Source organism: Vibrio variabilis (assembly GCF_003263785.1).
In the GTDB taxonomy this organism is placed as follows: Bacteria; Pseudomonadota; Gammaproteobacteria; order Enterobacterales; family Vibrionaceae; genus Vibrio; species Vibrio variabilis.
This window is the reverse complement of sequence record NZ_JYJK01000002.1, coordinates 45,438-58,204: the sequence shown is the minus strand read 5'-3', so window position 1 is coordinate 58,204 and position 12,767 is coordinate 45,438. Positions and strand designations below refer to the sequence as shown.

The following is a 12,767-nucleotide window of genomic DNA, read 5'->3' as shown; positions in this document are numbered from 1 at the left end:
ACTATCTCCTTAGGCCAACTGAGTTGTAGGCTGATTAAAAAGTGGGGTCACGGTTTGCTGACCAGCGACATGACAAGCGATCGCTTGCTGCTGCGAAATCGGCAAAAATGCAGGCATGGAAGCGCTACACTCAGGCTTGTAGTGTTGGCAGCGCTCTTTGAATGGGCAGCCTTTGTGGTTAATTAGCGCGCTAGGTGGACTGCCCGGAATGGTCGGCAGGCGATCCATATCTTCGCTTACCGATGGAATGGCGTTGAGCAGTCTTGGGTGTAAGGGTGTGCTGGGTGAGCAAACAAGCTTTCAGTATCCGCTTGCTCCATGCGGTTGCCGCCGTACATCACCAGTACTCGGTCGCACATCTCAGCCACGATGCCCATGTCATGGGTGATGAGCAAGATGGCGGTATTAAACTCATGTTGCAGATCTCGCAAGAGGGACAGGATTTGCGCCTGTACCGTCACATCCAGCGCCGTTGTTGGTTCATCAGCAATCAACAGCTCCGGACGACACAGCAGCGCCATCGCAATCATTACCCGCTGGCGCATGCCGCCTGAAAGCTCATGAGGGTATTGATTAAGGCGAGTCTCTGGAGAAGGAATACGCACCGCATCAAGCATTCTAATTGACTCGGCTTGTGCTTCAACGCGCGACAGTCCTTTGTGAATGATCAGTACTTCGCAAAGCTGCTTGCCGATTTTCATGAATGGGTTGAGTGAGGTCATCGGGTCTTGAAAGATCATGCTGATCTTCTCTGCTCGAATGTGGTTGAGCTGTCGTTTAGACATCGACAATAGGTTTTCGCCATGCAAGTTGGCCTCGCCAGACACCTTGCCATTGTGAGCCGTCAGCCCCATGAGCGCGAATACTGATTGGCTTTTGCCTGAGCCTGATTCGCCGACAATACCTAAAGTCTCGCCAGCACTGATGCTATAGCTGAGATTGTTGACCGCCTTGACCGTACCGTCAGGCGTTGCAAACTCAACGTTCATATTGTTTACCGTTAATATCGTCATAATGTGCATTCCTAGCGGTCTTTAGGGTCAAGTGCGTCGCGAAGACCATCACCAATGAAGTTAAAACAGAACAAGGTGGCGACCAAAAAAGCCGATGGAAACAGCAACTGCCACAAGGCGACATCAATGGTTTTTGCGCCCTCGGCTATCAAAATGCCCCAGCTAGTATCTGGCGGTTGAACGCCCAGACCCAAAAAGCTCAAAAACGATTCAAACATGATGAAACCCGGCACCATCAAAGAGGAGTAAACCATCACAATGCCAAGTACATTGGGCAAAACGTGGCGCCTTACTATGGTGAGCCTTGAGACACCAATAGAGTGCGCCGCTTCTATGAACTCACGTTTTTTAATACTGAAGGTCACGCCTCGCACCACGCGAGCGATGCCCAGCCAAGAAACCATGCCGATGACAACAAAAATTAGGTAGATGTTGTTGCCAAACAGCGTGACAAAGAGAATCACCATGAACATGAAGGGGACGGAATCGAGGATCTCGATGACTCGCATCATGACGCTATCGACGACTCCGCCGAGGTAGCCAGAGATACTGCCCCAAATAGTGCCGATAACCACTGCGACAAGCGCGCCCATAAAGCCCACCATGATGGAGAGCTGTCCGCCTTTCATGGTGCGAGCGAACAGATCTTGCCCTAAGTCATCGGTGCCAAAGTAGTGCTGTGAGGAGATGGATGGCTTACCCAGTTCATACGGTTCTGATACCACGTTCCAGTCGATTTCATCATGGCTAAATGGGGTCAGGTGTGGCCCTGCGGTTATGCATAGCACGATAAAAGCGAGCAGATAGATGGAAGTCATCGCAGCGCGGTTTTTGCGAAACCGGCTCCACGCATCTTGCCAAAGGCTGCGACCTTCGACAGCTTCAATCTGACTGGTTTCAATATGGTTGATGACCTGCTCGGAAAACTGAGAGGCATCGAGTTTTTTAGTAGTGATCATGGTGCCTCCTAGACGTTAATTCTTGGGTCAATCACTGTGTATAAGATATCGACAATCAAGTTGAACAGTATGGTCAGTGAAGCGACGATAAGTGTGATTCCCATAACCAGCCCATAGTCTCGGTTAAGTGCGCCCGATACAAAGTGCTGACCCATGCCGCCGGTACCAAAAAAGATATCGATGATTACTGAGCCCGTAACCACAGCAACAAACGCAGGTCCAAGCATGGCTACGACAGGGATCAAAGACGGCCTTAGGGCGTGATGAAACAGGATGTAGCTGGTGGAAAGCCCTTTTGCTTGAGCGGTGCGAATATAGGGTTGGTTTAGGGTTTCTATCATCGCGCCACGCATGACACGAGCGATACTGGCCACCGATCCAATCGCCAAACTGAGCACCGGCAATACTAGAAATGCCGCCGCGCCATTTTCCCAGCCGCCTGCAGGAAGCCAACCTAAATGAATCGAAAAAATGGTCACTAACACCGGCGCGAGCACAAAGGCGGGGATCACGACGCCTGTCATTGATAGCGACATCAAAAAGTAGTCCAACCGACTGTTACGATTAAGAGCAGCCAGCGTCCCTAATATCATCCCGACCGGTACTGAAATACAAAATGACAATACGCCCAACACCGCAGAGACAGGCCAAGACTGAGCGACCAACTGAGTCACCGTAAAGTCTTGATAAACAAAACTTGGTCCCAAATCGCCTTGAAGGAAATTTTTGATATAGATGCCGTATTGAATCAAAAAGGGCTCGTTGAGGTGAAACTTAGCCTCAATGTTGGCACGTACCACTTCTGGCATTGGACGCTCCATATCAAATGGACCACCGGGCGCAATGTGCATCAGCCAAAACGAGACTAGGGCGATAAAGAGTAGGGTAGGGATGGCGATGCAAAGACGCCGAAGGATGTACCACAACATAATCGTCTCCAATAAAGAAAAAAGGGCCTACCTACGTGCTATGACGTTGCTGTCAGGTCGACCCAAAAGTGGTGTCTTAATGTGCTGTGACGTAGACGTTCTTGCGGTAATAAGAAGACTCAGGATTGGTGCGCTCGTAGCCACCGATATAAGGCTTCACCAGATACTGGTCATTACCAGGGCGGTAGACGGGAATGATCGCCATCTCGTCAATGAGCAGAGTTTCTGCTTCGATGTACGCTTGCGATGGATCCGCCATGACTTTCGATTCATTCATGAGCTTGTCGTAGAGCGCATTGTTGAATTTAGAATCGTTGTACTCACCAGTGGAGACAAATATGTCTAACCAAGTCGATGCTTCGTTGTAGTCTGCTGTCCAGCCTCCGCGGCTGACGTTGCCTGGATCTTTGAGTGCATAGAATACTTTTGGCTCGAGCTGCTGGATTTCAACTTGTACGCCCAAGACGCTTTTCCACATCCCTACCATCGCAGTCGCCATCTTCACATCGTTAGAAAAGGTTGGAACTGTGAAGGTGAGTTTAAGCGGGTTGTCTTTGCCATACCCCGCATCAGCGAGAAGCTGCTTCGCTTTTTGATTACGCTCTTGCTGCGTCCAGTTAGCAAACTCAGGCGTGTGGCTGCGGTAACCATCGGTTTGCGGTGGTACTAGCGTAAACATAGGAATGCCGCCATTTTTCAAAATCGCACTGGTTAGAATGCTGCGGTCGATAGCGTAAGAGAGTGCTGTTCGAACGCGAACATCTTTGGTCGGTCCTTTTTCGGTATTAAGGTAGTAGAACGTCGAACCGAGTGATGCACTGGTATCTGCCACTTGCTCTGGGAACTGCTTAAGAAGCTTATTTTTTTGTGCCGACGGAATCGACAGCGCCTCATCAATTTCACCCGCTAGGTAACGATTGAGGGAGACGTTGGCATCACCAATGGGTAGCCAAGTGATCTCTTCAAGTACACGTTGCCGGCGTCCCAATAATGTGGGTTTTTCTTCATCACCATCTTCTCATTCACTTTCCAGCTCTCTACGCTGAAAGCACCGTTCGTGACGATATTGGCAGGCTGAGTCCATTCGCTGCCGTACTTTTCAACGGTGGCTTGATGTACGGGTGCTAATACGGGGTGGCTTAGCAGCTTAATAAAAAACGGTACTGGCTGCTCAAGAGTGACTTCGAAGGTTAGGTCATCGATGGCGCGTACGCCCAAAGTTTCTGGTGCGGCTTTGCCGGCCATAATGTTCGCCGAGTTTTTGATTTTCGGAATGGCGGCAAACCAAGCATAAGGGGAGGCCGTTTCTGGATTCAGTAGACGTTGCCAGCTGTAGACAAAATCGTGTGCCGTTAATGCCTCGCCATTGGACCAATTAGACTCACGCAGATTAAAGGTGTAGACCGTATTGTCGGCATTGGCACTCCAAGATTTAGCAATACCTGGAATCGTACGACCTTGTTTGTCTTGAACGGTGAGCCCTTCAAACAGGTCACGCCCTAGATTAAACGCAGGTTCTGCAGCTTGCTTTGCAGGGTCAATAGAGGTGACTTCCGCCCCGTTGTTGAGCGTGATTGATTGTTCAGGCGCAAGTTGCGTGCCTTGTGGGTAGGGTTTTGCTATTGCCCCCGTCGCGAGCACACTGGCGACGAGCGTTCCTAACATCAGTAGCTTGGTCTTTTTCATCACTTCCTCGTTGTGTTTGGTTCGTTATCGTTATCACAAGGAGAAAGGTATATTGTATAAAATGTGCTCGCAATAAATTGTTAACACGACATTAACAAAGAGTCGGATGCTAGGCTGGTGGGGCTTAGTTTTTGAGACTGGAGGAAGTTGGCTAGTTTAAACGCCTAATTCGGCATGGAATTAGATTAGTTGAAACCTTTTGTACACAGTTAAATCAATCTGGCTGAAATGTACATACTATTCTTTGTAGCCATTTTAGTGAGTAATACAATACAGATCGTCAGTCTTAATATGTGAAGAGAACCGAGTTGCTTTAATAATTGATACTAGAATGAGAATTTCTTCAGTTTCTAGTGGTAGATTTTAACGACCAAAGTGGAACTATGGAGTAAGTATGAAGCTAGTTTTTTCGATAGGTCGAGCTAGACTAAACTTGATCACGCCGTGCCTATCGTTATCGGTGAAGGCGACAAGTGGAAGAGGTAGTTGTCTTAACAACTCTTCATTGACATGTCAGATGAAGCTTTTGAAGGGCCTCTGCCTGTTGGAAACTACTATATTGATCCAAAAGAAATCAGTGATCCAAACATCGTGGGTGATCTACTTAGGAAAGTTTCGGGTGACTGGGGGACTGGCGAGTAAGACTTCATCCATTGGCTGGTTCAAAACGACATGGAAGAGATAACTTTTTTCTTCATGGTGGCAGTTTAGCTGGTTCAGCTGGATGTATCGATATTGGAGGTGGGCTTACTGGTAGCCCGATAACAGACAAAATACTTAGTTATATAAGTTCTAGCCAGGTGAAAATTCCCGTTGAGGTGACAGAATGAATAGATGGGTTTTTACCTCTGTGTACGCTTTTTCAGCTGTATGCCATGCCGAGATAATAGATAAATTACCATCCTTCGAAAGCATGTGGGCAACAGCTACTTTATTGGGAATCCTGTTCCTCCTAGCTTCGATGAGATTCAGCCTCTCGCCAATAATTGCTGCTTTTGTGTCATTGATATTGGCTTCGAGTTTTTATGATATGTATGTTGAACCATCGTTTAGGCAGGCTGTTCTAAGTGAAATGGGAAGCATGTACTTCTTCAATGGTTATGCATCTTCGCTTACTGTCTTCATTATGTCGTTAATAGGGCTTTATATGCGTAAAGTGCTTCGAAGTTAGCGTAGAAATAGCTTGCTAGCTTTCATTTGAGTGTGAACTATTACTGAGTTTAGCGCTGAAAGTGAAGTCACATTTCATTAACACTTTAGTTTACACCCCATCAGACTCTGTTATTTTCATGCGTGCACCAGTTCATATCTGAAAGGAGTCAGCATGCACGCAACATTGAGTCAAATCCTGGGCATTAATCTCGATATTATTCAGGCGCCGATGGCGGGCGTTCAAAATTGGGAGTTGGCGTTAGTTGTATCTGAAGCTGGCGGTTTGGGTTCGATCCCTTGTGGAATGCTGACACCTGAACAAGTCGTTTCTGAGATTGAAGCTTTCACAGCGCGCAGCATTAAGCCCTATAATCTCAACTTCTTTTGTCACGATATGCCCCAATCGATGAAGAGGCACTTGTGACTTGGCAGTCTACTCTGCAAGGCTATTACGACTTGCTCGATGCAAAAGTACCAAGTGGAATTGGCGGACTGCGTTATCCTTTTGATGTTGATATGGCAGATGCTATTGAAGCGTTTAAACCTCCGGTAGTTAGTTTTCACTTTGGATTGCCTTCACCTGAACTGGTGGCAAGAATTAAGTCTTGGGGCTCGGTGATCCTCTCTTCGGCAACCACACTCGAAGAAGGTGTATGGTTGCAAAACAATGGCGCTGATATGGTGATTGCCCAAGGCATTGAGGCGGGTGGTCACCGAGCGATGTTTTTAACCGACGAACTCTCCAGTCAAATGACCACTAATGACTTGGTAAGTGAGCTAAGGCAACACCTGACAGTGCCGATAATTGCAGCTGGTGGAATCGGTTCAAGCGCTGATGTTGAGCGCTTGATGGTAATGGGCTGTTGCGGCGTGCAGATAGGTACAGCGTTTCTACTCTGTGATGAAGCCAAAACCAGTCAAGTGCACCGTTCGGCCATTCAATCTAGCGATAGTAGAACGGAAGTCACCAATGTTTTCTCAGGCCGTCCTGCGAGAGGAATCATCAACAAGGTCATGATTGAACAAGGTTTTATTTCGACAAATGCGCCTGCATTTCCTTATGCGTCAATCGCTATGGCGCCTCTTCGCTCAAAAGCAGAATCACACGCGAGTGGGGATTATAGTCCTTTGTGGGCGGGAATGAACTTGGACAACTGCGTCGTGGGCAGAGCCAAAGATATTCTGGAAAAGCTGTCATAGTTACTTTTTAGAATGTTAATGATATTACTGTCAAAATAAACCTCTGATTATGTTTCGCTTTATATTTAACATCCAATGTTGATTATAGTGAAAGTGAGTTTTGTGATCTGTCTTAAGCCATTGAGGCTAATATAAACTACATTTATTACTATTCATAACAATACAGTGCAATAAAGCAAAATGTCGACATCGATTGAAGTTTTAGAAGCAAAGAAGTTAGAAGTAGAAATTCAAGCTATTAGAGATGAACGCAAACGACGCTGGCTCGTGAGTATATCTTTGGTGGTCGGCGTATTAGGCACTCTTATAAGTGCTGTCAACATACTTTCAAATATATCAAGATCTTATGATGAGCTTGCGTTAAATACTAGAATGCAAACAACTAAGATATTTTTGAGTGAAATAACACCCTTGATAAAGAGCGACAATCCTTTAGTCGGTGAGGCATTGAGAGAAAGTTCCTATCATCTATCATCTCAGCTGGCAGAAGATTATACGTTCTTAAGTGCACCTGTCTTTTCTCTATTGTGTGCGAGTTCTGACAGTGGTGATGGTGTAGCGAGTAAGGTTCTTGAGGCTAGAGGCAAAGAAGGGGAGTGTAAATGAGATGCTTAATTTTTATTTTGGTTGGTACTGTATCACTTTCTGTTACTGCGACTCCATACATCTCAAAGAGTTCTGTAATAAGAATAGCAGATAGCATTAACTATAGTGTATCGCCCTGGAGTTATTCTTTTATTCCAGCTGGAAAGATTATATATAAACTGAACAAATCTCGTAATCTCGATGGAGAAGAAAGAGAGCTTTTTTTAACAGAAGATGGTTATTATATTTACCTTCATGAAGATAGGTTTTGGAACGCCGGTTCTATTAGTAGTTTTAAACAATGGGATGATGTGGTTTTTATTAAGAGAGAGTATAAATCAAAAATAAAACATCAACATAGTACATTGGAATTCGTACTCACTAGAGGGGAAAGCTACCAGCTAATTAAAGAAACAGCGGATGGCTATGTGGTTGAACTCAGTGGTAATAATAAATTTTCCGGACCATTTTCAAATCTTAAGATCGATGTTGAAGTTCCTAGAGAGTATGTAAACCACGTCAAAGTGTCAGATGCGAGAAAAGTCGAATCAGTATCGCCGATGATGAAAGTTCTTGTTGGTGGTGTCTATGGTATCGAGTCTAGTTGTGGGGTAAGCAGCGTTAGAGCGTACCCTCAGACTAATTCTGAATATAGACTAAGGCAGTTGTATGATGCGGCTGGAGTTGTTGGTACAGAAGAAGTTAATGAGCTAAGTTCGTTAGGGAGTGATGTGATTGTGCGTAGAGAGTATTACAAACGTCTAAATACAGATGGGCTCTATAAAATTACAATAATTAAACCTTGCAACAACACGAATTATTCTTACTTCCGGATCTCGACTCCGTATGTAGATAATATTCTTATTGATAGAGAGTGGGTAAAGAACGCAACTAGCCAAGTTAGATTGAGCTCACCTTACGGACGAGCGCGTTTACAGTGCTCTGAAGATTATTTTGCAATGAAAGAGCAACTAGAGAATGATTTCCTTTCCGAGGATATACCATTTTTAATTTACAAGATGTCAAAGTGGGATAAATTCAAAGATCAGTGCTTAGAATAGCGATAATTATAATCTATTGCTTATAAGCTAAAAAGGGAGAGGGTAAGATTACCTACCACTCCCTCGTAAATCTCTCCGATACTTCCTTTAGCAACCCCCATCAATATTCGGCAAGCCATCAGAAAACAAGATTTGCTTGCCTGGGGTGAAACGCATGAGTACGTTGGTTTGCTCGCCTTCTTCGTTGGAATTGTTGATCGCGTTGAGTTCAATCAACTTGGCGTAGAAGTCTTCCTCGAGTTGCTCGCGTTGGGTTTGCGTCAGTCGGATACGGCCAATGCAAAAGCTCGGCGCAATCGGGTGGGAGAGAGACTCGTCTTGGAAGCGCTGTCGAAATAGGGAGTCTAACTCTGAGCCTTCTTCTGTGAGAAAACGGCTGCCTGATTGGTAGATGACGCCGTCGCCATAATCTTCGATGTAGCCAAGGATCTCTGCGATGCGCAGATAGAAGCGCAGGCTGGTGTCATCGAGGTTGTAGGTTTTAGCGATCTCTTCTGGAGCAATGTTGCGTGCGGTGAGCATGTAGACAAAGTCGAGTAAGTAAGGGTGCTCAAGAAACAGCTCACTGAGATCGCCGCCAATCATTTTCGCATTTTCATGCTGTATTTGGTTGGCGATCTTGGAAAGCTCTACTAGGTCGGTATTGAGATAGTTTACATACATCAGGATCTTGTCGAGACCTAACGTCGGGCTGTGCAAATGACGTTTAATGGTAGACAGTGGGATACCGGTCTTTTCGGACAGCGCACTGTACCCCAGTCTTTCGTCTTTGAGTTTTTTGCGGATCGCCGCAAGTATAAATCGAGGTCCTACATGCATCCTTGCTTACCTCCCAAGCGAGTCTAGTGCTAATTGCCAGCTTTCATTAAGCTGGCGTTTTTTGCCTCTCAAGCAGCAGATCGCGAATGGCGTTACCTGCTTCGATAATGTGTTTTTTCAACAGATATTTTGCGCCGTCGACGTCTTTGTTTCGGCACATATCGAACAGCGCTAAGTGTTCATCTTCCGCCTTTTTAATGCCAGTCGTGAACAGCAGCTGTAAGCGAATATAGCGATCGCATTTGGTGTTGAGATTGCTGATCACATCCATGGTTTCCGGCATGTTGGCTGGGCTATAGAGCGCTTTGTGGAACTCAAAATTGTAGTTGCTCCACTCTTCTATTTCATCACCGCTGTTGACCACGCTTTCGAAACGCTCGCGAACTTGTTGAGCGCGGGCCAGATCGTCTTCTGTCATGTTTTGAATCGCGCGTTCAAGGATGTGGCACTCAATGACGGCTCGCAGTTCAAACAGCTCATCGATTTTATCCGGTGAAAGCTCAGTCACCGTGGCACCTTTATGTGCTTCAAAGCTAACCAGCCCTTGAGCCTCAAGCTGAACCAATGCTTCACGTACGGGAATGCGGCTAACATTGAACTCTTTGGCTAAGGCGTCTTGTCTGAGGGGCTGTCCAGTTTGCAGTTCACCTTTGAGGATTTGCGTTCGAATAGCTTCTTCAACCAATTGAGTTCGAGTTTTAAAAACGGGCTTTTGTGACATCCAAGTCTCCAAGAAAAAGATATTTTATCCAATATACATTGAGTGTAGCGAATTTGGCGATGGTTCCGACTAGATTGCCACTATTCTGAGAAGCGCGAGGCAACAAAGGCACCAATTGGTGCCTTTTTGAACAGTCATTAACCAAGCGCGTCAAAGTTTTGCGGCACCGACAGTGGGTTGCTTGATCTTAACGCTTCAGGTAACAGGGCATCGGGGAGTGCTTGATAGGCAACAGGTCTGAGCCAGCGTTCGATAGCGCTCGCTCCAACCGAGGTTGAGGCTGCACTGGTCGAGGCTGGGTAGGGGCCACCATGAACCATGGCGTAACTCACCTCAACTCCCGTAGGCCAGCCGTTGAAGACGACTCTACCGACCATCTCTTCGAGTCGAGCCAGCAGTTGTTTCGCCGCAGGGTAGTCACCTTCTTGGGTGTGAAGTGTTGCAGTCAATGAGCCTGTTAGCGTTTCACTGATGGTCAACATGTCATCGACATCTTTGCACATTACGACCATGGACTGCGGGCCGAAAATTTCCTCTTCCCACTGTGGTTGGCACGCCACGCATCGCTATCGGTAACAAACAGTGCACTTGTAACCTCGGCAAAACCTTGGTCTTGGGTGGTGCACATCAATCCCGCTTCGCTTGCTCGATGTTTGCTTTGTTCACAGTAACTATTGCGGATGCTAGGGGTGAGCATAGTATGCGGCGCATGCGCAAGAAGCAGTGTCTGAGCAGACTCAATAAACGCGCTGGCAGGGTCACTATCGACAACAAATACCACGCCCGGCTTAGTACAAAACTGACCGCTACCTAATGTCATCGATTGAACATACTGCTCAGCAAGTTGCTGCGGATCATCGAGTGCTGAAGGCAGAATAAAGGTTGGGTTGATGGCACCCAGCTCACCATAGAATGGAATGGGGACCGCGCGCTGCTGAGCAAGATCAAACAAGGCACGACCGCCAGTGACAGAGCCAGTAAATCCAACGGCCTGGATCCTTGGATGCGTCACTAACGATGTACCAAGTTCGCGTTGATTACCTTGAAGTAGCGTGAAGATGGCTTGAGGAAGGTCGCACTCGGTGAGCGCTTGCTCGATACATTTAGCGACCAACTCGCTAGTTCCTGGATGTGCGCTGTGACCCTTAACAATCACTGGGCATCCTGCGGCGAGTGCCGATGCGGTATCGCCGCCAGCCGCTGAGAAGGCCAACGTAGCACGTGACCAAGCACCTTGTTTTAATACCTCAGAAAATAAGCGCAACTGATTGGCGGTTCGGCCTATCTCGCCGTTTAGCCTGACTAAAGGTAGCGCTGTTTCAAGGTGTGCACGCTCGGCAATGACACTGGCGTTTTGTTCTAGTTTGCTGGCGATCGTATCGAGAAGCTGAGCTCGCATATCGGCACTCTGCTGGCGAAATGATCGAGCTACCGCATGGGCATTTTTACAGGCGACATCCACATCCTGCTTACCATGAACGGGAAAGTCATCCGCTAGTGGCTCACCAGTGAAGGCGTTAATGGCTTGAAATGTAGGGGGCTTGAGCATGGTGGTCGTTTCCTTTGTTGTTATTTGACTTCAAATCCGTAGGCGTATGGGTCGTTGTCATCAACCCAAATCGTGTTATGTCCGTAAACCTGAGCCCAACCTTCGATGCTCGGCAATATCGCTGGGCGGCCATCGACGGTAGTCTCTGATTCAATTCGGCCATGAAACAGACTGCCGATGATGCTTTCATGAATAAAATCATCACCAGGTTTGAGCAGTCCCTTGGCGTGCCACTGTGCCATACGTGCACTGGTACCTGTGCCACAAGGTGAGCGATCTAAGCTTTATCGCCATAGAACACAGCATTCTTCGCCGTAGCGTTTGGCTGGGTTGGGGTGCCCGTCCAAAGGACGTGAGAGACCCCTTTCACGGTTGGGTCGTCGGGGTGCACGCACTCCACCGCTTCTGATACTGCTTGGCGAACTTTGGGACTGAGCATCAAAATCTCATCGGGAGAGTAATGTTCGAGTCCCGGGTAGTTTTCTTGTGGATCAACGATTACGTAGTAGTTGCCACCGTAAGAGACGTCGACGCTTATCTCACCCATACCTTCCACGTAAACCTTCACATCTCGATGAGCAAGGTAGGCTGGCACGTTATAGATCTTAACGGAGGTGACTTTGTCCTCTTGCATTTGGTAGTCGATGCGAATTTGTCCAGCGGGCACATCAAGGATCAACTTACCCGGCTGTTTTGGATGGATCAGCTTGTTCTCAATGGCAGAAGTCACGGTGCCAATGGTGCCGTGGCCGCACATGGGCAAACAGCCACTGGTCTCGATAAACAGAATTGAGGCATCGGCATTATCACTGCATGGTGGCAGTACGACGGAACCCGACATCATGGAATGGCCGCGTGGCTCAAACATCAACGCCTGACGGATCCAATCTAGGTTTTCCATAAAGTACTGGCGCTTTTCGCTCATGGTGGAGCCTTGTAAGGGGGAACACCGCCAGCGACGAGTCGCACCGGATTGCCACACGTATGGGCATCAATACAGAAAAACGTGCCTTGTCTCATTTTCAGATCCTCTGATAAGAAATTGGTTGAATTACACTCTAGCAATGTTACTGTGATGTTAAATATATTTTAT

8 protein-coding genes and 4 pseudogenes are annotated in these 12,767 nt (G+C 47.1%); 4 read left to right on the top strand and 8 right to left on the bottom strand.

Features of this window, described 5'->3' with window-relative positions; genetic code table 11:
• Positions 1-9: 9 nt before the first annotated feature.
• From TZ48_RS00310 to TZ48_RS00295, 4 genes and pseudogenes are all read right to left on the bottom strand, one after another.
• Positions 10-1,013, bottom strand: a pseudogene (locus TZ48_RS00310) (ABC transporter ATP-binding protein).
• Between the two features lie 11 nt (positions 1,014-1,024).
• Positions 1,025-1,972 (bottom strand): ABC transporter permease subunit, encoded by a 948-nt coding sequence (locus TZ48_RS00305; RefSeq protein ID WP_112477830.1) that lies wholly within the window; start codon positions 1,970-1,972, stop codon positions 1,025-1,027.
• 8 nt (positions 1,973-1,980) lie between these two features.
• Positions 1,981-2,901, bottom strand: a complete 921-nt coding sequence (oppB, locus tag TZ48_RS00300; RefSeq protein WP_042500145.1) for an oligopeptide ABC transporter permease OppB — start codon at positions 2,899-2,901, stop codon at positions 1,981-1,983.
• A 76-nt stretch (positions 2,902-2,977) separates the two neighbouring features.
• Positions 2,978-4,587: pseudogene (locus TZ48_RS00295) on the bottom strand (peptide ABC transporter substrate-binding protein).
• Positions 4,588-5,911: 1,324 nt separating this feature from the next.
• Here TZ48_RS00295 and TZ48_RS25635 point away from each other — a divergent pair.
• From TZ48_RS25635 to TZ48_RS00275, 4 genes are all read left to right on the top strand, one after another.
• Entirely contained in the window at positions 5,912-6,163 is a 252-nt protein-coding gene (locus TZ48_RS25635) for a nitronate monooxygenase (protein WP_275426385.1), read from the top strand.
• Complete coding sequence (locus TZ48_RS00285; protein WP_275426384.1) at positions 6,160-6,939, top strand: NAD(P)H-dependent flavin oxidoreductase; 780 nt, start codon at positions 6,160-6,162, stop codon at positions 6,937-6,939. The genes TZ48_RS25635 and TZ48_RS00285 overlap by 4 nt, the downstream gene beginning before the upstream one ends.
• Before the next feature lie 180 nt (positions 6,940-7,119).
• Positions 7,120-7,545, top strand: a complete 426-nt coding sequence (locus tag TZ48_RS00280; RefSeq protein WP_112477828.1) for a hypothetical protein — start codon at positions 7,120-7,122, stop codon at positions 7,543-7,545.
• Positions 7,542-8,585, top strand: a complete 1,044-nt coding sequence (locus TZ48_RS00275) for a hypothetical protein (protein ID WP_112477827.1) — start codon at positions 7,542-7,544, stop codon at positions 8,583-8,585. The genes TZ48_RS00280 and TZ48_RS00275 overlap by 4 nt, the downstream gene beginning before the upstream one ends.
• Before the next feature lie 87 nt (positions 8,586-8,672).
• On the opposite strand, the gene TZ48_RS00270 is transcribed toward TZ48_RS00275, so the two are convergent.
• The 4 genes and pseudogenes from TZ48_RS00270 to TZ48_RS00255 form a co-directional block, all read right to left on the bottom strand.
• Positions 8,673-9,404, bottom strand: a complete 732-nt coding sequence (locus TZ48_RS00270) for a transcriptional regulator (RefSeq protein WP_112477826.1) — start codon at positions 9,402-9,404, stop codon at positions 8,673-8,675.
• 46 nt (positions 9,405-9,450) lie between these two features.
• A complete protein-coding gene (locus tag TZ48_RS00265; protein ID WP_112477825.1) occupies positions 9,451-10,125 on the bottom strand; it encodes a GntR family transcriptional regulator in 675 nt (224 codons plus the stop codon).
• Positions 10,126-10,262: 137 nt separating this feature from the next.
• A pseudogene (locus TZ48_RS00260) lies at positions 10,263-11,674 on the bottom strand (aldehyde dehydrogenase (NADP(+))).
• A 20-nt stretch (positions 11,675-11,694) separates the two neighbouring features.
• Positions 11,695-12,694: pseudogene (locus tag TZ48_RS00255) on the bottom strand (4-hydroxyproline epimerase).
• Positions 12,695-12,767 lie beyond the last annotated feature (73 nt).